The 20662-nt window shown below is 37.1% G+C and carries 22 protein-coding genes; 1 reads left to right on the top strand and 21 read right to left on the bottom strand.

From position 1 onward, the window contains the following. Positions 1-5: 5 nt before the first annotated feature. Positions 6-98: an IS3 family transposase gene (locus J0N78_RS26505; RefSeq protein ID WP_374193901.1), complete on the top strand. Its 93-nt coding sequence runs from the start codon at positions 6-8 to the stop codon at positions 96-98. Between the two features lie 52 nt (positions 99-150). On the opposite strand, the gene J0N78_RS10610 is transcribed toward J0N78_RS26505, so the two are convergent. The 21 genes from J0N78_RS10610 to J0N78_RS10510 form a co-directional block, all read right to left on the bottom strand. Then, positions 151-528, bottom strand: a complete 378-nt coding sequence (locus J0N78_RS10610) for a c-type cytochrome (protein ID WP_209123025.1) — start codon at positions 526-528, stop codon at positions 151-153. A gap of 200 nt (positions 529-728) precedes the next feature. After that, positions 729-1271 carry a hypothetical protein gene (locus tag J0N78_RS10605; RefSeq protein ID WP_209123024.1) on the bottom strand — a complete coding sequence of 181 codons (543 nt, stop codon included), beginning with the start codon at positions 1269-1271 and terminating at the stop codon, positions 729-731. 106 nt (positions 1272-1377) lie between these two features. Continuing rightward, entirely contained in the window at positions 1378-2496 is a 1119-nt protein-coding gene (gene rpoD / locus J0N78_RS10600; protein ID WP_209123023.1) for an RNA polymerase sigma factor RpoD, read from the bottom strand. A 70-nt stretch (positions 2497-2566) separates the two neighbouring features. Beyond that, positions 2567-4375 carry a DNA primase gene (gene dnaG / locus J0N78_RS10595; protein ID WP_209123022.1) on the bottom strand — a complete coding sequence of 603 codons (1809 nt, stop codon included), beginning with the start codon at positions 4373-4375 and terminating at the stop codon, positions 2567-2569. Between the two features lie 17 nt (positions 4376-4392). Continuing rightward, positions 4393-4899: a YaiI/YqxD family protein gene (locus tag J0N78_RS10590; RefSeq protein ID WP_209123021.1), complete on the bottom strand. Its 507-nt coding sequence runs from the start codon at positions 4897-4899 to the stop codon at positions 4393-4395. 607 nt (positions 4900-5506) lie between these two features. Beyond that, entirely contained in the window at positions 5507-6322 is an 816-nt protein-coding gene (locus tag J0N78_RS10585; protein ID WP_209123020.1) for a pyruvate, water dikinase regulatory protein, read from the bottom strand. Positions 6323-6357: 35 nt separating this feature from the next. Beyond that, positions 6358-6993, bottom strand: a complete 636-nt coding sequence (gene ccpN, locus J0N78_RS10580; RefSeq protein WP_209123041.1) for a transcriptional regulator CcpN — start codon at positions 6991-6993, stop codon at positions 6358-6360. Between the two features lie 216 nt (positions 6994-7209). After that, on the bottom strand, positions 7210-9285 hold the full coding sequence (gene glyS / locus J0N78_RS10575) for a glycine--tRNA ligase subunit beta (RefSeq protein ID WP_209123019.1): 2076 nt from the start codon (positions 9283-9285) through the stop codon (positions 7210-7212). After that, positions 9278-10168 (bottom strand): glycine--tRNA ligase subunit alpha, encoded by an 891-nt coding sequence (gene glyQ / locus J0N78_RS10570; protein WP_209123018.1) that lies wholly within the window; start codon positions 10166-10168, stop codon positions 9278-9280. The genes glyS and glyQ overlap by 8 nt, the downstream gene beginning before the upstream one ends. 566 nt (positions 10169-10734) lie before the next feature. After that, positions 10735-11499: a DNA repair protein RecO gene (gene recO / locus J0N78_RS10565; RefSeq protein WP_209123017.1), complete on the bottom strand. Its 765-nt coding sequence runs from the start codon at positions 11497-11499 to the stop codon at positions 10735-10737. Positions 11500-11539: 40 nt separating this feature from the next. Next, on the bottom strand, positions 11540-11680 hold the full coding sequence (locus J0N78_RS10560; protein ID WP_209123016.1) for a YqzL family protein: 141 nt from the start codon (positions 11678-11680) through the stop codon (positions 11540-11542). A gap of 230 nt (positions 11681-11910) precedes the next feature. Then, positions 11911-12822, bottom strand: a complete 912-nt coding sequence (gene era, locus J0N78_RS10555) for a GTPase Era (protein ID WP_209123015.1) — start codon at positions 12820-12822, stop codon at positions 11911-11913. Beyond that, complete coding sequence (locus J0N78_RS10550) at positions 12815-13195, bottom strand: cytidine deaminase (protein ID WP_374193899.1); 381 nt, start codon at positions 13193-13195, stop codon at positions 12815-12817. Before J0N78_RS10550 ends, era begins: the two co-directional genes overlap by 8 nt. Positions 13196-13215: 20 nt before the next feature. Next, positions 13216-13950 (bottom strand): DUF502 domain-containing protein, encoded by a 735-nt coding sequence (locus tag J0N78_RS10545; protein ID WP_209123013.1) that lies wholly within the window; start codon positions 13948-13950, stop codon positions 13216-13218. A gap of 29 nt (positions 13951-13979) precedes the next feature. Next, positions 13980-14381 (bottom strand): diacylglycerol kinase, encoded by a 402-nt coding sequence (locus J0N78_RS10540; RefSeq protein WP_209123012.1) that lies wholly within the window; start codon positions 14379-14381, stop codon positions 13980-13982. After that, positions 14365-14844: an rRNA maturation RNase YbeY gene (gene ybeY, locus J0N78_RS10535; protein WP_209123011.1), complete on the bottom strand. Its 480-nt coding sequence runs from the start codon at positions 14842-14844 to the stop codon at positions 14365-14367. Before ybeY ends, J0N78_RS10540 begins: the two co-directional genes overlap by 17 nt. Continuing rightward, a complete protein-coding gene (locus J0N78_RS10530) occupies positions 14841-17009 on the bottom strand; it encodes an HD family phosphohydrolase (RefSeq protein ID WP_209123010.1) in 2169 nt (722 codons plus the stop codon). The genes ybeY and J0N78_RS10530 overlap by 4 nt, the downstream gene beginning before the upstream one ends. Before the next feature lie 226 nt (positions 17010-17235). Then, positions 17236-18204 (bottom strand): PhoH family protein, encoded by a 969-nt coding sequence (locus tag J0N78_RS10525; RefSeq protein WP_209123040.1) that lies wholly within the window; start codon positions 18202-18204, stop codon positions 17236-17238. Between the two features lie 14 nt (positions 18205-18218). Next, entirely contained in the window at positions 18219-19406 is a 1188-nt protein-coding gene (gene yqfD / locus J0N78_RS10520) for a sporulation protein YqfD (protein WP_209123009.1), read from the bottom strand. Positions 19407-19429: 23 nt separating this feature from the next. Next, a complete protein-coding gene (gene yqfC / locus J0N78_RS10515; protein ID WP_209123039.1) occupies positions 19430-19714 on the bottom strand; it encodes a sporulation protein YqfC in 285 nt (94 codons plus the stop codon). Positions 19715-20133: 419 nt separating this feature from the next. Further along, entirely contained in the window at positions 20134-20652 is a 519-nt protein-coding gene (locus J0N78_RS10510; RefSeq protein WP_247747236.1) for a hypothetical protein, read from the bottom strand. Positions 20653-20662 lie beyond the last annotated feature (10 nt).

Raw genomic sequence — 20662 nt, 5'->3', positions numbered from 1 at the left:
AATATATCTACTGGTATAACCATGAACGATCAAAAGAAAAATTGGCTGGGATGAGTCCAGTTGAATATCGAACTCACTCCAGCCAATCAGCTGCATAATAAAACTCTAACTTTTAGGGGTAAGCACCCTGACCCTCTTTTTTCTTACCTATTATTCAGAAATTGATAGTAAGTATGTAGCAATTGCTTCTGCCTCAGCCTGATGCAAATTGCTGAGAGGCGGCATACTAACATCTGGGTTTTGACCAAAAATGATTTTTACAATTTCTTCTTCAGTATACTTGCCTTCTAAAGCATTGATTGCAGGATTACCACCTAACCCACTTAAATCTTGTCCGTGACAAGCTATACAGCTTTTTTGTACAAGCTCTTCACCAGCTGCAATTGGATCATCAATCACGACTTCTTCTTCGACTTCAGCTTCTTCATCCGCATGACTAGTTAATAAGCCTTGGAATGATAGTGCTAACATCAGAAGAATTCCTGCTATTGCGATGACTGCAAAAGGAAATAACGGTCTGCCTTTCACTATCTTGTCCCCCTTTACACTATAATTATGACATATAAAAAAACGAAAGTGAATCCAACATGAATTCCCTCTACCATTTTACTTGAAAACAATGAAAGAGAAAAGAGTTAACTAAAGAATTGCTTTTTTTGTCATTGTTTTCTATTGTCTTTCTCATTTTATCAAAAACTCACTTAAAATAAACTTTAAAGATACTGTTTTCAATAGAATAAGAAAAATATGATAATGAGCAGAACTCCTACACTTCCACCAATCATAAAATACTTCAACTTAAATTTCAAACCTATAAACAACCAAACAATACAATTTAAAAGAACGACTAATGACATAGCTAAGCGATGGCTAGGTAAGACCTGATCAATGCTTTGGACGATTACGAGCAATAAAATAATTGCTGATATTAATAAATACAGATGAGCTAATTGCGATAAGTATTTGGTCGTCTTTCTAGCAATGTAAGAAATAAGAAATACACAAAAAATACCAAAAGCCATTTGCAATAAAAATGGAAAATCAGTAAAATAAATGACAACAACTGATAATAGTAAAAGAAATTGCACAATAAAAAAAGTAATCATGGATTTGATGTTCACACTAGAACGCTTGTTATTTGTCGTTAATTGTTCTTCCTCTCCCTCTGTATAAAGGGTAAGAAGATAATTACAATATTGTTCAGGAAGTAGTCTCGTTTGTTTCCAATACTTGATCTCTTTAATGATGATTTCTTTTCGCTCTTGGTTCATCCCTTCTCCTCCTGGTGGGTTACTAATTATATTTAATATCGTACAAACGTTTAAAAAATTGAAGTAAAAAAACGCTGACTCCATGAGTCAGCGTTGAATAAAAAATTTAATCTAAGAAATCCTTAAGCCGCTTACTTCTGCTTGGATGTCTTAACTTCCTTAATGCTTTCGCTTCAATTTGACGAATTCTTTCGCGAGTGACACCGAACACTTTTCCGACTTCTTCAAGTGTTCGCGTTCGACCGTCATCTAGACCAAACCGAAGGCGTAATACATTTTCTTCTCGATCTGTTAACGTGTCCAGTACGTCTTCTAATTGCTCTTTTAATAACTCATAGGCTGCTGCATCTGAAGGTGCTAGTGCATCTTGATCTTCGATAAAATCACCAAGATGAGAATCGTCCTCCTCACCAATCGGAGTTTCTAAAGAAACAGGTTCTTGAGCGATCTTAAGAATTTCTCTGACTTTTTCCGGTGTTAAGTCCATTTCTTCAGACACTTCTTCTGGTGTTGGTTCTCTACCTAAATCTTGAAGTAATTGACGTTGTACACGAATTAGTTTATTAATCGTTTCAACCATATGAACAGGAATACGGATCGTACGAGCTTGGTCTGCAATCGCTCGAGTTATCGCCTGACGGATCCACCACGTTGCATACGTACTAAATTTATATCCTTTGCGATAATCAAATTTTTCAACTGCTTTAATTAATCCCATATTTCCTTCTTGAATTAAGTCCAAGAACAACATTCCACGACCTACATATCGCTTGGCGATACTAACAACAAGGCGAAGGTTCGCTTCAGCTAAACGGCGTTTCGCTTCTTCGTCACCGTCTTCGATTTTCTTAGCTAAGTTAATCTCTTCTTCAGCAGATAGAAGTGGAACTCGACCAATTTCTTTTAAGTACATACGTACTGGATCATTGATCTTAATGCCAGGGGGCACACTTAAATCATTTAAGTCAAATTCTTCTTCTTCTTTTTCCATTTGCTGCATATTTGGTACATCATCATTATCATTTAATATTTCAATACCTTGCTCACCTAAGTATTCGAAAAACTCATCAATTTGATCTGAATCTTGGTCAAATACTGCAAGTTTTTCTGTAATTTCTGCGTAAGTTAGTACTCCTCTTTTTTTACCTAGCTCAACTAGTTGTTCTTTCACTTGATCGATGGTCAAATCGCCATCCGCGAGTGGGCGTAATGGTTTCTCAGCCATTCGATCCCCTCCTTCCATTGATACAACACGTCAACTCTCATTAGATGAATGATCATCTCTCTAGCAGGTGCTATCGTTTTAAATCTTGTTTCATTCGTATGATTTCCATGGCAATTTGCGCTGCCAACAATACATCATTTTGTTTTTCTGCTTCTTTTTTCTCTTTCTCTTTTTGTTCTATTTCTACCCATTTTGGATAGGTTTCAATCTTTTTAATGTAATCAGATAATTCTTGATCAGACAAATCATCACTTATATCTAGCATGGCAACTTCTGCAGCGACCCTTCTTAATTTTTCATCGGCAAGTCTTTCGATGAAAAAGCTCGGATTCGGCTCATACCCTTCACCATAATAAGCAAAGAGATGCGCAACGATCGCGTGATACTCATCTATGTTAAACGCCCCACCAACTTTTTCTTGGACGGTAGCAGCTATCTCAGCATTTTTCATCATATGTGCTAAAAGGATTCTTTCAGCATTGTGATAAGCGGGAAGTAATTTTTTCTGTTCAAACCCTCGGTGTTTCTTCACTTCTACGAAGGAGCGCGCAGTTTTTTGTTGTCCTCCCTTATCGCGCTTCTCTCGAAACATTCGATATTGTTCTTGCTTTAATGCATCTAATGACAATGAAAATTCACTAGCCAATTGCCTTAGATAATGATCTCTTTCTATTGCACGAGGTAGATCAGATATTTCATTAAGTACTTCTTCGATATACCTCATCCTTTCTCCTTCATCAAGGAGGTTTTTCCCTCGTCTTAAATACTGCATCTTGAAGGACATTAGTGTTAGACTACCATCAATAATGTCACGTTTAAATTGCTCTCCACCGTGAACTCGGATATAATCATCTGGATCTTGCCCTTCCGGTAGTAAAGCAACTTTAACATAACAACCTGCTTGGATAAGTATGGAAGCTGCTCTTGAGGTCGCTTGTATTCCAGCTTCATCTGAGTCATAACATAAGATAACTGTTTCTGCATTCCTTCGTATAACCTTTGCTTGCTCTTCTGTTAGCGCAGTCCCTAAAGTAGCAATACCATTTAAAATTCCTGCTCCCCAAGCTGAAATTACATCAACATAACCTTCAAAAAGTACGGCTTGATTTAATTTCCTAATGCTCGGTCTAGCTAAATGAATTCCATAAAGGGTACGACTTTTGTTAAAAAGAATCGTTTCTGGACTATTTAAATATTTAGGCTTTCCATCATCGATAATACGTCCACCAAATGCAATCACATTTCCTTGACCGTCCCAAATGGGAAACATCACTCGATTACGAAAGCGATCAAATAACTTACCGTCAAACTCACGAACAGACAATAGGCCTGCTTTTTCAATCGTCTTTAAGTTAAAGCCCCTCTTCTCTAAAAGACTAGTTAAGCTATCCCAATGGTTTGGAGCGAAGCCAAGTTGAAACGTCTTAATCATCTCTTTTGTAAATCCTCGTTGCTCCAAATAGTTTAATCCAATCGCTCCCATATCTGATTTAAGTAGTATATGATGGTAAAATTTCATGGCAAGCTCATGCGCAGCTTCTATTACAGATTGATCATTTGACTTACTTTTATCACGATTGATGTTAGGTATATCGATATTTGTTTTTTTTCCAAGCATGGCAACGGCCTCAATGAACGAAAGACCTTCTAATTCCATAAGAAACGAAAAGACATTACCACCTGCTCCACACCCAAAGCAATGATAAAGTTGTTTATCTGGTGAAACTGAGAAAGAAGGTGTCTTTTCTCCGTGGAAAGGACAAAGACCGATGTAATTTCTACCTTGTTTTTTTAACTGAACATATTCATTAATGACTTCCACAATGTCTGCAGACTTACGAACTTCTTCTATCTTTTCTTCCGGGATGCGGTAGCCCATCTCTCATCACCAATCTTCTACATATCATTTGGATTACCATTCCGGTTACTATGTTTTCGACCTTTTTCGGCAAATTCCTTCTTCTGAAGAAATATTTTTCTCAAATTGGTACAAAAATGTTTACGATCCAATGATGTAAATGCTTTAGGTCCTTTTGTTTTGTTTCCAGCCCTCCTTTGTTTTTGAGACCAATGCCTTAATTGAAGGATCGTAATCATTTCATCTTCAGAAAAAATTTTTCCCCGAGGTGACAAAACTGACAGCCTGCGCCCCACTAATATGGAAGCAAGCGCATGATCTTGGGTTATTACAACATCACTTTCCTTTGCATGATTCATAATAAACAAATCTGCTGCTTCTTTGTCTGGGTCAACCATCACAACTTTGGCTTGTTCATTTTGAATCTGATGGGAATACGAAGAGACAAAAATCACCTCTACATTAAACTCTGATGATATCGTCAAAATTTCTTCCTTTACTGGACAGGAATCAGCATCAACATATACATACGATTTCGTTAACATGGTCTCTATTTCTACATCTCCTAACAAAATCCTTTTTTAAATAGTGTTAATCAGAATGAAATATGTCGACAAATCCTCATCAATAACTATCATTACCAAAAAACACAGAAAAAGTCTTGACTTTTTCAATTTATTTGTTCTTTTTTTGTTTTATGCTAATCTTGTTGTTTTTTTTATCACAAATTTTCATTATAATAATTATTTCTTATTTTGACTACTATCATGCTTAAAAATTTTTCCTGTGAGCCGATGTTGACTTATCGTAAGGAGGAGAGCGAAGTCCACTAGACGCTGGGCGCTGAAGCTAGACAGAAAAGCGGAAGGGGTCGGCTTATCGGCGACAAGCGCTGGAGGACCAGCAATTAGTGTCCTGGTTTTCGGACACGCTTGATGGACCGAAGCGACCTCGAGCCGATGACACCTGCAGCTAGACAGAAAAGCGGAAGCGGCCGTTTAGCGACGTATGGACTGGAGCCCTCCGTATGAGATAAAGGAAACACGGTGAACGTTAGTGAGCCGATGTTGACTTATCACAAGGAGGAGAGCGAAGTTCACTAGACGCTGGTCGCTGAAGCTAGACAACAGAATAGAGGCTGAATATCAGCCTCTATTTCCCCTGAAACATATTTGAAATAAGGTTTGCTGTTTCCTCTACAGCTTTGCTCGAAACATCAATAACTGTACACCCAATTCGATTCATAATTTTTTCAGCGTACTCTAACTCTTGCTTAATTCTTTCAATATTTGCGTAGTTCGCCTCTGCTTTTAACCCTAAAGCTTTTAACCGTTCAGTTCGAATATCATTCAATTTTTCAGCATTGATGATAAGACCAATACATTTCTTCGGTGACACCTTAAATAATTCTTCAGGTGGTTCTACTTCAGGAACGAGTGGTACATTTGCTACTTTAAATCGCTTATGGGCTAAGTATTGTGATAGAGGCGTTTTTGATGTTCTTGACACACCAATCAAAACAATATCTGCCCGAACAATTCCCCTAGGGTCTCTCCCATCATCATACTTTACAGCAAACTCAATCGCTTCAACTTTTCGAAAATAATCTTCATCTAGTTTATATACAAGTCCAGGCTCATATCGTGGTTGTTTTTGTGTGATTAATCCAATTTTTTCCATTGTTGGACCTAGAATATCGACAATCTCGACACTTGCTGCTTGAGCTTGTTCTATTAAATATTCCTTTACTTCTGGAATAACTAACGTAAAAGCGATAAGAGCTTGAGCCTGTTTTGCTAAACCGATCACTTCATCTATTGTACTTTTATCATCAACATACGGAATCCTTCGGACTTCTACCCCAGAACCACTATATTGACTTGCTGCAGCACGTACAACTAATTCAGCTGTTTCACCTACTGAATCTGATACAACATAAACAATTGGGCGATGATTAAATACTTCCATTACTACCTCCTCATTAGCGCAAACAAACCACCTAATTAAATTAAGTCATCGTTCGCTAAGTCCACTAACACTTTCGTAATGTTCGTTTTCGTTATTCTACCGATCACTTCTAGCCCAGAACCTTTATCAAATTCACGGACAACAGGTAAGGCATCTATTTGCTTATCAATTAGCTTATTGGCCACATCTATAATTAAATCATCCTTTTGGCACATCGTAATATTAGGCATTCTTGTCATAATAATGCTCACTGGCATCGTTTCAATTTTTTGACTACCGATGCTCGCTCGAAGCAAATCTTTACGAGAAAGTACCCCCATCAACGATGAGCTTTGATCGACAACAAATAAAGTCCCAACATCCTCTAAAAACATCGTGACGATTGCGTCATATACAGAAGAAGATTCATTGACAACTACTGGGATTGACTGGTATTGCTGCACCGTTATTTTCTTTACTTTTTCTGTTAATAATTGTGAACCCGTTTTACCGGTATAAAAATAGCCTACTCTAGGTCTTGCGTCTAAAAATCCTGCCATTGTTAAAATGGCCAAATCGGGTCTTAATGTCGCTCTCGTTAAATTTAATCGTTCTGCAATTTGTTCTCCTGTAATTGGACCACTACTTTTAACAATATCTATTATCTGCTCTTGTCTAACCGTTAGTTCGATTGTATTTCACCGCCTTCATAACACAAAATGTGTTATGCTTTTTATTCTATTATTATATACTAATACAATGAATTTTGAAATATGCGGCACATTTTTTTTTGATTTTAGTACTTACCATTAAATGAAGGGATGCATCTAAACGCTATTTTTACATTTAAATGGTTCTAGAGTAAAAATTACAAACATTTACGGGCTTGGTATGACCCCCATTGTATTTTATGCAAACACAATCGAGTTAAAGTTAGCGAAACTTTGAATGGTATGAGCAAGTAACTTCATTTGAACTAAGCGATTTTGTTTTACTGTTTCATCTTCTGCCATAACCATAATATTATCAAAATATAAGTTTATCGTTTCTTGAATATTCGCCAACGCTAAATAGGCTTCTTTTACATCCCCATTTTCTAAGGCCTGTTTCACTTTTTGATCCGTCTCTAAGTACACGTTATAAAGCGTCTTCTCTTCATCTTGTTCAAATAGGCTTTCGGATAATTCCGTTAAACCATTAGCTTTAGAAGAAATATTCGTTACTCGACTCAACGCCTCTACAGTTTCTTTAAAACTTGGTGCTTCAAGCTGCTCCATAAGAAGTTGTGCTTTTTTCACAATTGTATCTACATTCCCAATCGAATCCTGCAAAACAGCATCTACAATATCATACCTTACACCTCGTTCTTGAAGTGTATTTTTCACACGTAATTTAAAGAACTCGAGCAAGTCTTTCCTCACTTCTTCTCTGCTTCGCTTGAGAAGCTGATTATCATCTATTATTTGTAATCCAATGTCAAGAACTTCTTCAACTGATAATGAAAGATTATTATCAAGAATCATTTGAATAATACCTGCTGCTTGACGACGTAATGCATATGGATCTTGTGAGCCTGATGGAATAAGCCCAATACCAAAACACGTAATAATTGTATCTAATTTATCAGCAATACTTACCACAGTACCTGTAACGGTTGATGGACTTTGATCATTGGCAAAGCGTGGCATATAGTGTTCTTTAATAGCTAAAGCAACCTCTGGTTTTTCTCCTGCTTTTAACGCATATTCTTCTCCCATACGGCCTTGCAATTCTGGGAATTCATAAACCATTTGCGTAACTAAATCAAATTTACATAATTCCGCTGCTCGATTAATATTCGATTTCTCATTTATGCCTAATTTCTTAGCTAGTTGGTTAGAAACCGTCTGGACACGTCTTACTTTCTCACCAAGAGAGCCTAATTCTTCATGGTAGACAATTGTCTCTAAACGTTGTAAGGCATCGTCAATTTTAAGTTTTTGATCTTCACGATAGAAAAATTGTGCATCTGAGAGACGTGCACGTAACACTTTCTCATTTCCCTTAACAACATTTTCTAAAAACTCATGGTTTCCATTTCTTACTGTAATAAAGTGAGGTAAAAGTTTACCCTCTACAGTTTGTACTGGAAAATAACGTTGGTGCTCTCTCATTGAAGTTATTAGTACTTCTTCTGGTACCTCGAGAAAGCTCTCATCGAAACTTCCATGAAGAGCCGTCGGATACTCGACTAAATTATTTACTTCTTCAAGTAAATCCTCGTCAATAGGTACGATCCATCCATTTTGCTCTTCAATTTGTTTGATTTGATTTCGGATCGCCTCTTTTCTTTCAGTAGGGCTTACGATAACATGTTCAGCTAAAAGAGCCTGTACATAGTCCTTTGGTTCCTCTATCGCCGTCTCACTGCCTAAAAAACGATGTCCATAAGAAATCCGACTTGTTTGCACATTCGTAATCTCAAAAGGAATAACTTCACTTCCATATAAAGCAACAAGCCATTGAATCGGACGAACGTAGCGTAAGTCATATTGATTCCAACGCATATTCTTTGGAAAGTGAAGGTTTTTAATAATCTCTTCTATTTCTGGTAAAACAGCCTTCGTTTCCTGACCTATAATATGCTTTTTAGCAAAGACATACTCTTGGCCGTTTAATTCTTTAAAAAATAAATCTTCTGCATTAAGTCCTTGCCCTCTTGCAAACCCTAAAGCAGCTTTTGTCCAATTGCCCTCTTCATCGACAGCAATTTTTTTTGCGGGTCCTCTTGCTTCCTCTACGGTATCTTCCTGCTTTTCTGCTAATCCAGTAATCGAGATAGCTAGTCGTCGCGGTGTTGAATAAGTATCGATCGTGTCATATGCTATGTTTCCGTTTTTTAACCAAGATTCAACTTTATTTTTTAATTGTTCCATAGCATCGGTGACAAAACGTGCTGGCATTTCTTCTAAACCAATTTCAAGTAAAAAATCTTTTTTACTCATTTGACAATTCCTCCTTTTCCTTTAGCATCGGGAAGCCTAACCGTTCGCGCTCTGCTACATAAACTTTCGCACAATCTCTTGCTAAATTACGTACACGACCAATATATCCTGTTCGTTCTGTAACCGAAATCGCTCCTCTAGCATCTAGCTGGTTAAATACATGAGAACATTTCAGCACATAGTCATAGGCTGGAAATACTAAATTTTCATTGAGCGCACGCCTTGCTTCCTGCTCATATGTACTAAACAATTGAAACAACATCGCACTATCTGAAACTTCAAATGTATATTTTGAGTGCTCATATTCTGGCTGCAAAAAGATATCTCCGTACGTCACACCGTTAACCCATTCAAGATCAAATACATTTTCCTTATCTTGAATATACGATGCTAATCGTTCAATGCCGTAAGTGATCTCAACCGCTACGGGGTTCGCATCAATTCCACCAACTTGCTGAAAGTATGTAAATTGCGTAATTTCCATTCCATCTAGCCAAACTTCCCAGCCTAATCCCCAGGCACCAAGAGTAGGAGCTTCCCAATTATCCTCTACGAACCGAATGTCGTGTTCGAGAGGGTTTATACCTAACTCCTTCAAGCTGTCTAAATAGAGCTCTTGAATATTATCAGGAGACGGCTTCATAATGACTTGGAACTGGTGATGCTGATAAAGACGGTTAGGGTTTTCACCATATCGTCCATCTACGGGACGTCTTGAAGGCTCAACATAAGCGACATTCCAAGGTTCAGGACCAATACTTCTTAAATAAGTCATCGGATTCATCGTTCCAGCACCTTTTTCAACGTCGTACGCCTGCATAATGATGCAGTTTTGTTTCGCCCAAAAGTTTTGTAACGTTAAAATCATATTTTGTACATTCATCTTTTTTCCTCCTTATCAAATAAAGCTTCCATATAGTAAACTATAGTTCGCTTGTTAAACCACATAGAGAATAATAGGGTAGCACATTTGTATTCTTCACAAAAACATCACTTACGTAAAGGATAGTTTTGTTAAAAAATATAAAAAACTCCCGTCTCTATGCTAATCCTATAGCATAGGGACGAGAGTTACCCGCGGTTCCACCCTATTTGCTCATCACATCAGAAATGCGAAAAGCCACTTTAAATAAATAGTGCTCCAGACTGCCTTTCTTTATCATCTATATCCCTAGCTCACACCATCCTAGGTTCGCTTTTTATAGAGAGGATAAATACTTCTCTTCCTTCTTTGCACCGTATGTTTTGAGGTTGTTCAAAAAGTCCGGGAAAAACAGCTGTCGAATCTCTTTGTAGCGTCGTCTCTCCAGTCCTCACGTAGTAGAATCTACGCTTCGGGCTTCGAAACTTCCGCGCCTCGATCTTCTCGGCTCTTTTTATCCTTCCTTTTGAACTTACATTTTAACAGGTTGTTCTTTAAAAGCATAATACTCAAAAAGCGACCCGCTGTCAACTTTCATTTGGACCTAACCAGTTCATTTTCTCTAATTGGTCTAAAAACGATCTGGATTTTAGCCTTAGACCTGAATATTCATCATAATAAGAGGTTAAAACTTGTTTGAGCTCTTGTTTGGTCTCTTTTTTTACAGAAATATTACCAAGTCGCTTTAAGTCAAAATGATAAAAAAGTCTGAGGAGTTTAATTGTTGCTTGTGAGACTTTTAAGTGATAGGGGTCTTTCGCAAAACAACGGTGGCATAAAAAACCACCTTCCCTAATCGAAAAGGAAAACTCTCCATCCACACTTCCGCAACTAGAACACCCATTTAACTGTGGACCAATTCCAGCTACAAAAAGCATTTTTACTTCATAGAGACGGACTAATATTTCAGGATCTACTTCTTCATCAATATAATGCAGGGTTTGCATTAATAATTCAAATAAAAATGGATTACGTTCAAGCTCATTGGTCAGTTTATCTGTTAGTTCAACTATGTAAGTTGCATAAGAGGCTCGAAGTAAATCATTTCGAACCTCTCGATAAGATTGAATAATCTCTCCTTGTTGAAGAGTACCAAGCCCTGAGCCTTTTTGTATTAGGAAGGTGCCATAGATAAACAATTGAGAAACTGCAGCTAATCGACTTTTAGGTTTTTTGGCTCCTCTTGCCATAACACCGATCTTGCCCAATTCCCTCGTCAGCAAAGTTACAATTTTATTGGCTTCACCGTAATCCGAAGTACGAATAACAATTCCTTCAACTTTTTGAAACATTCTCGTCACCACACTAAGAAGTCGTGAGGTGCAAGCAAGATTAGTGAGCGTCTAAATTTGTATACTCCTCTTCATGATCTTGAGCTGATAATTCTCCATGCTCCTTTTCCAGTTCCTTGATTAATAAATAAGTATCCACACTACCTGTCATCGAAAATACTTTCCAGGAAAAATCAAGCACTTGGAATTCCACCTTTCGTTTAAGGATTGTTAGACCGCTCTATACTCTATAGCTTGACCTTGTTTTGCAAATTCATGTTATGGAATAATTGTCAATTAAGACAACTAGTTGTATGCAACATTCATTTACTTCATACATCTATCTTAGAGATTTTTTTATAAAAAAACAATGGCTTTAGAAGGAGCCATTGTTAAATCTTTATTAACAACTGATTACGAAATATTGACAAATTAATATTCATCTTCGTTGAAGCCGAAGTCACGCAACTGATGTCCTTTATTTCTCCAATCTTTTTGTACTTTTACCCATAACTCTAAGAAAACTTTCGAGCCAAGCAGTGCCTCGATATCTGTACGAGCACGCTTACCTATTTCCTTTAACATACTACCTTGCTTTCCGATAATAATCCCCTTTTGTGATGAACGTTCTACTACGATTGTTGCACCAATATAAACAGTCTCACTGCCTTCACGTTGCTTCATTTGCTCAATCACAACAGCCAATGAATGAGGAATTTCCTCACGGGTCAAGTGTAGTGCTTTTTCACGAATTAATTCAGCAACTATAAATCGTTCAGGGTGGTCCGTTACTTGATCTGCAGGATAATATTGTGGACCTTCTGGAAGGTGTTTTGTAATTTGCTCTAATAATTTTGTAACATTATTTCCTTCTAAAGCGGAAACAGGTACAATTTCTTCAAAAGGATGACGTTCATTATAACCACTAATAATATCAAGTAGCTTGTCAGGATGTACTTTATCTATTTTATTTACGACAAGAAATACAGGTGTTTTTGATTCTTTCAGGCGATCTAAAATAAATTGTTCCCCTGAGCCGAATCCTTCACCTGCATCGACTACAAACATGATCAAATCCACTTCACGTAATGTATTATTTGCAATTTTCATCATAAAATCACCAAGCTTATGCTTAGGTCTATGTATGCCTGGCGTATCTAAAAAAACAATTTGTGCATCATTATTCGTGTATACACCTTGAATTTTATTTCTTGTAGTCTGTGGCTTATCACTCATAATTGCAATCTTTTGACCTACGATATAATTTAACAATGTAGACTTCCCTACATTCGGTCGTCCTATAATTGCTACAAAGCCTGATTTATATCCTTCTCTACTATTCATTTAAATCCCCCGCAGTAAAAGCTCCAGGTAAAAGGTCTCCTATTGTTGTTTCTTGCACATCACCTTTTAAATTTGTTAAATATACAGGCATTTCCGGTTGGCAAAACTCAGTAAGTACTTGTCTACATGCGCCACATGGAGGTACAGGTCGATCAGTGTCTGCCACAATGGCAATCGCAGAAAATTCATTTACACCTTCAGATACTGCCTTAAAAATAGCTGTTCTCTCTGCACAATTAGTAAGCCCAAAGGAAGCATTTTCAATATTACATCCTTTGTAAACTTGACCATTTTTTGTAAGTAAAGCCGCCCCGACAGGAAATTTTGAATATGGCACATATGCTTTCTTTCTTGCGGATTTTGCTTCGTCCATAAGTTTTATTTTTTCCAAATTCACTCTTCCTTTCTTTTGTCACGTATATAAACTTTCATGTTTGATTTATCAATTACTCCCTCTTTCTCACGTTCTTCATCTAAGGAATCTGGAGGAACGACTACACCACCAGAAATAATAAATTTTAAGCCTTGTTCCACAGACATATTAAGAACGATGACATCTTCCCGAGGTACGAGGACTAACCACCCTGAAGTCGGGTTCGGTGTCGTCGGCAAAAATACATTAATACATTCTTTTGAAGTTAAACGCTGAACTTCTCCTCTTGATTCGCCCGTTTGAAATCCAATCGTGTAAAGTCCTTTCCTAGGATATTCTAACAGAACGACATTTTTAAAGGAAGAACGCTCCTGCGCGAAAGCATGAATTACTTGCTCAACTGAAGTGTAGATAGAATTGGCAATCGGTACCCTCCTGAATCCTCGATCAATCGCATTCAGAATTCCACTGCCTTTACCAGTTAGACGCATCGAGCCAATCCAAGTAATGAGTATAATTGTTAAAATAAAGCCAATACCAAAGATCCGTTCAGAAAATGGAGTATAGACACCAAGAAAGTAAATACTACCGTCATGAGTCGTAATAATATTTAATCCTTTTAAGATGCCAGTAATAAATGAGCCTAAAAATGCATCAATTAATGTGAACAAAAATTGAATGACATAGATTGTGGCAATTGCTGGCAACAGAAAAATAAGTCCAGCGATAATATTTTTTTGAAGCCATTTCCACATGTCTCGCAGTAAACCCCTCTCTTACACCATCAGCCTAAAATAATCATTAGTCGTTCTACAATCGGTGGTAAAAATATCGATAATCCTATGAGGACGGAAATGATACTAAAGATAAAAACAGCTGCTGCTGCAATATCTTTTGCTATCTTAGCTTTTGGATGATAATCTTTTGTTATCATATCCACCGTTCGTTCAATTGCCGTATTCATCACTTCTAAAGAAAGAACTATTCCTATGACTAACAATAAAATAACTTTTTGATTTAAAGGAACATCTAGGACAAATGCTAATACCATTACGATCAAGCTTAATATTAGATGGATCCTCATATTTTGTTCATACCGAACTACATATTTCAAACCAGTCCATGCGTATACGAAAGAACGAAGCAGACGCTTAAAGCCCCATAAATTTTTATCTTTTAAGTCCATAAGCGTTTAAAATTTCCTCTTGTCTAGAAAACATTCTTTTTTCCTCTTCCTCAGTATGGTGGTTATAACCTAAGAGGTGAAGAAAACCATGGACAAGGAGAAAGCCAAGCTCTCTTTCAAAAGAATGCTCATAATTATGAGACTGTTCAATCGTACGTGGAATGGAAATGATTATATCTCCTAATACATTAGGGCCTTCAGGGTCTATAATTTGAATTTCCTCTTCACCTTCTTCATTCAACGCAAAAGATATTACGTCAGTAGGTGTATCTTTCCCTCGATAGTCACGGTTTATTTCTTGAATTCGATTATCGTCTACAAATGTAACAGAAATTTCAGTAGGGCCTGTTAATCCTTCCATTTTAGCCGCTTCAATTAAAATGTTTTTTGTCAAAAGGATTTGGTCTTTTGTCACCTTACTAGTTTCATCTAAAATGTCAATCTCGAAGTTTTCGATGTTCATGATTTCGCTCCTTTTTCTTTAGGATCGTCTGGATATTCTATCCGAGAATGAAAGGTTCCTTGCAATGTCTCACACATAGAGACAGAAACTTTATCTAACTCCTTAAGCGTAAGATCACACTCATTAAATTGACCATCTTCAAGACGATCATTTACTATTTTTCGTACCATGGCCGCAATTTTATCCGGAGTAGGTTTATTTAATGATCTAACAGCTGCTTCAATGCAATCTGCTATCCCTACTATTGCGGCTTCTTTCGTCTGAGCTTTTGGACCAGGGTATCTAAATTGTTCTTCTGGTATCGTTTGATCGGTTTCTTGATTGGCTTTATGATAGAAAAATTTAAGCAATGTTGTACCATGGTGTTGTTCAGCAATATCAATAATTTCTTTAGGCATTTTAAATTCCTTTAACATATCTGCACCGTCGTAAGGATGCGAAATGATAATCGTCTTACTTAGTTGAGGTGAAATTTTATCATGTGGATTATCCATTTTCATTTGGTTTTCAATGAAAAAATGCGGTCGTTTTGTCTTACCAGTATCATGATAATAAGATCCTACTCTTGCTAATAATCCATTTGCACCAATAGCTTCACACGCCGCCTCTGCTAAGTTCCCGACAACAACACTATGATGATACGTTCCAGGTGCTTCCAATAGGATTTTTCGTAACAATGGATGATTCGGATTGGAAAGTTCAATGAGTTTAGTCGTCGATAAAATCCCAAAGCCCGCTTCAAAAAACGGAACGAGGCCGAGTGTTAAAACAGCAGCAATAAATCCTGATAAAAATGCAAAACCTAAGAACATCCCTAGCTCAATCCAGCTTTGTTGAAAGCTTTTAAGTAATAAAATGGATAAGATTGTCACTATATTAATAAACGAAACAAACAATCCCGCTTTTAAAATTCTCGTCATACTTGTTGATCGGCCTAAAAAATAGACTCCGGCAAAACAACTGAATAAAACATAAACCCCAAACGTAAAATTAAATGTACCGACTGCCTCATTATTAAAAACAATGCTTCCGATTATCGCAAAAAAGATACTTGAGAATAAAGCTATTCGTTCATGAATTAAAGTCGTCAATAACATCGCACCAACTGCTACAGGTACAATTAAACCAATCGCCGTAATATCTAATCTTTCAATTAAACTTGTAATTTTCATTACCGAAACGGTAATAAAGAAAATAAGTACAAACATGAGTAAATGGCTATTGTTCGTCTTTACAGTTGATTGTGCCTCATTAAGATAATATGAGAGCATGCCGACCATTAGTAGGACGAGAATGGCTAACCCTACATACGGATAAATATTAAATGCATCATCTAAAAGGCCAACCATTCGTATTTGTTCAAAAATTTCATGATTAATCATTTCGCCTTGTTTAACTAACAATTGCCCTTCCCGAATGATGACAGGTTCTACAGATTCAACAGCTTCTTGCTGAAGACGTTCAGTTGCTTTATCATCGTAAATATAGTTTGGTATAATGGCAAATTGTGCCGTTTCTATCATAGCGTCATGTAAGCGATTCGAAACTGTGGAAATAACAATTTTTTCTTTAACTGACTGTTTCGCTTGCTCCAAATCATTGATGGCAATTCTTTCACTCATTACCGAATGTACAGCATTTGTCGTCGTTTCTCTAGCTACTTGTAATTGATTACTCGTAGATAATAACAACGTTCGAACGGTTTCATCTGAAAGATCATTTGTAGTCCCCGAAGAAATCACTTCTTGAACATATTTTAAGCGATCTTCTAAACTTATTTTTTCAGTTTCTTGCCCTTCTGCTGCCTCTAGTTCTGTTTTCCTCATTTCTTCATTTACTAAATGAATAAGGTCAAAAATGTCGTTTACTTTTTCAACTTGCATTTGAGCATATTCTTTTTTTAATACATAAACTGGTTGAACAGACTCTAAAACTTCTTTTCTGTACTGTTCAGTTGCTATTTTGTTTTCGACTGTTATCGGAGAACGGATATCTTGTTCCGCAACCTGCGACATCCGGACTTCTATTTTTTCAGGAATAACATTATCAAGCATTGCAGCATACAAAAATATCGCCAATATAATAAAAAGAACACCACGCAGATAGCGATGATCTTTTATTCTTTTCCACCACGTCATTTGATCGATCGGGGAACGTTTACTCAAGATCCGTCACCTCTTATTTTCATACCTATACTTCTTTCTGTTTGTCCAACATCATACTATTTTAAACTTATAGCACTTTGTTCGAAATAAGGATAAAGAGGGCGACTCATAAGCACTTCTGCTCCTCGTAATAGAGATATACGTTGCTTTCAATCGATTTGAGCAGCTATATATCACGACGAGGTGCTTAGCACTCTTGCAATGGGTCACCCTCAAGACAAATTTGTTAGTTTTCTTCTTTATCCCTTTTTTCTGATTGATCGTACGCATCTAGTATACGTTGAACGAGTGTATGACGAACGACATCAGACTGCTGTAAATAAATGAAATCTACTCCTTGAACTTGACCTAGAACTTCGATTCCTACCTTCAATCCAGACTTTTTTCCTTTTGGTAAGTCAATTTGAGTTAAGTCACCATTGACTACCATTTTTGAACCGAAACCTAGTCTCGTTAAGAACATTTTCATTTGTTCTTGTGTTGTATTTTGCGCTTCATCTAAAATAACAAAAGAATCGTCTAAAGTTCGACCTCTCATATACGCTAATGGTGCAACTTCAATCGTTCCTCTCTCCAACAATCTAAGTGTCTGTTCAACACCTAAAATATCATGTAGAGCATCGTAAAGTGGACGTAAATACGGATCCACCTTTTCTTTTAAATCACCTGGTAAAAAGCCTAAACTTTCTCCAGCTTCAACTGCTGGACGAGTAAGTACGATCTTTTTGACTTGTCCTTCTTTCAAAGCTGTAACCGCCATGACAACTGCCAAATACGTTTTTCCAGTACCAGCCGGTCCTATTCCAAAAACGAGATCGCGCTTACGTATTGCAGAAACATAATGTTTTTGTCCAAGCGTTTTAATGAGTACTGGCTTACCTTTTGCATTCACTGTCAGTTTCTCTTGGTATAAATTAAGAAGTTCTTCAAGCATACCTTTCTCAGCTAACTGGATAGCATAGACGACGTCTCGTTCTGACAAAGTTGTTCCCTGTCTTAACAACTTCAACATCATCTCTAATACGTCCTTTACGATTTGTACTGCGGCGTCTTCTCCTTTAATGGAAAGATCTTCGCCTCGCGTCGTAATTTGAACATCGAGCTTTTCTTCAATTCGTTTTAGGTGAGCATCGTTTGGCCCATATAATCTTTGGACTTCATTTTGATCTTTTATTTCTAATGGAATGACCTTCATCTGTGACAATAGCCTCAATCTCCTTGAATGATCGGTTGCTCCGTCGTAATATCTTCTATAACTTGGTAGTGTAGCTTTAATTTAACTTTACCATTCTCTACGTCTTGGTGCAAAACTTTTTCACCTTTTATTACGGCATCATCTGGTAAGCGTTCCTTCAGCTCTTCCCTAGCCATTTTTTTTGCAACCTCGACAGCTTCATCAACAGTATACTCTCTTTCCACTTCATTTTTCTCTAACCACTGCTTTTTCTTATATTGCACAGGTAAGGTCCAATTTAAAAGCCGTATTGAATGTTTTCTCTCAAAAGCTTCTGCTTTTTCAAACCTATGTTTTTTCCATCCCCATACAGGTAAGTCAAAGTTAAAAATACTTAAATAATGATAAGTTTTCCCTTCTCCAGTTAACGTTTCAAATTGATTGACGAGTGGAATCGTCACTTCAGACTTGTACCAAATTTCGCCAAGTACACTTCCTTTCGCTGGAACTAGTTGAGTATTTCCTTCTTTTCCAATAAATCCTGAAACAAGTAAATCTCCTTTATCCACATATTCATTTCGTTTCACAAGCACTTGACCTTGTTCGATAAACATATCATGAATGATCGCCTTTTTCTTCGCAACTAAATGCCTCGGGTTTAACCTTTCCTGTTTTTCAGGTAACGTTTGTTCTACAACTTTAAATTGGAAGGTTGTACCATTTAATTTCACACCAATCCACGTCGCATCTTCAATTTGGTCAGTTACTTTTTTCTGAATTTCTTCGACACTAGGAAGCATAAAAATAAAGTTCCCTCGCTTAATCCCTATCTCTTGAACAGCTAGACGTAATTCGTGTTCCACTTTAGGTGAAGCGCCCTCTATTGAAATGTTCCAAACCATATTAGAAAGAACAAGGAGTACGATTACAAAAGAAAAGATCCCTGCGGTAAAGCCTCCTCTTTTCCACATCTTCTTATAAAAGAATGGTAAACCCCGTCTTTCAGTAAAGGTTACTTTACAGCTTGTCATACGTAAAAGAGGCCTGAGACGTTTTACGTCTTCTAAGGCAATATAACAAACAATCCGTTCTTCTCCCACTCTTTTAATACTCCAAATATGAATATTATATTCTATACACCGGTTTAAAAATCGTTCTCCATAAGGGCCATCTATTCTCATTCTGGCATAACCATATATAAAGTTTAACCATACATTTTTCATTGCCATCCTCCTACTAACTATGATCATTCATTGATAAATATGACTTTATCGATTTTTCCTTCTAATAGGAGTTCTTCGGGTAAAATCGTCTTGATGACAAATTGTTCTCCTTTGATTAAGAGCTGACCTTGAGATAATAATAAACGGAGCTCTTCATTAGAAAATTGAAGGACACCGCGATGATTTTCAATATAAATATGAATTTGACCGATCATGGTAATTCGGGGCATATCCATCATCACATCTGCTGGAAGCTCCATCTGGTCTGTAAGAAATTTTTTTACCTGTTGTCGCCACTTTTTCATCAGAGAACCTCCTCTCCTCTCATTTTTATGACAGGAAGAGATTGACTATCACTAGAAAATTAGAAAAACATGAATTCCTAACCCTTTCAGTTGAAGGGAAAACATCTAAATTAGTTATTTATTAACTAAGATAATTACGACTGCGGCACGCCATTTAAGAAAAGTGGAAGCGCCCGTTCAGCGGCGTATGCACTGGAGCCCTCCGTATGAGATAAAGGAAACACGGAGAAGCGCAAGCGATCCGATGTTAACTTATCGTAAGGAGGAGAGCGAAGTCCACTAGACGCTGGGCGCTGAAGCTAGACATCCTCGAAATTTAAAAAAGAGACGAAAACCCGTCTGGTTTCCGTCTCAAAGTTTTTAATATTTTTCCAATTGGCCTAAACCCGATAAAATTTACTCTTAACGTATTTTTTATCGGATTATCGTTTGTTCGAGTAGGAACGCTTAGCTCGTGGCTTTCCTAATATCTCAGACCAAATAATTCCTTTCATGGCCTCTTTTTGAGAAATATTTGAGAAGTTTAGATCAAGCTTAGTTGGCTTCTTGCCTATTTCCTTTTGGATTACAGGCGAATCAGCAATAGCATCTGGTGCTCTGCTTTCTGTTTGTCTTAACTGCTTACGCTTTTCTTCTAGTTGATCACGAAGCTTTTCCATTTCTGTTCGACGATCATCTGTTGGAATCGCGACTTCTGGCTGAACAGGCTCGAATGAAGGTTCAACTTTTCTTGCAACTGTCGGTTGAGGTTTATCTCTTTCAACAGGAGCTTGTTCTTGACGGAAAATTTCTTTCCAATCGATTTCCTGTTCTCTTTGTGGTTTTTTTCCTTGCTCTGCTTCTTTCTTAGATTCTGCTTGCTTGCTAAAGAAATTCCACAATGCCCCTAAAATAAGTAAAACGAAAAACATATTTCCAAATAGGAAATCAAGGATTTGCAATTCTAACTCC

Origin of the sequence: Alkalihalobacillus sp. BA299, assembly GCF_017745675.1 — a bacterium.
Lineage (GTDB): Bacteria > Bacillota > Bacilli > Bacillales > Bacillaceae_F > Alkalihalobacterium.
This window is presented reverse-complemented; position numbering and strand designations above follow the sequence as displayed.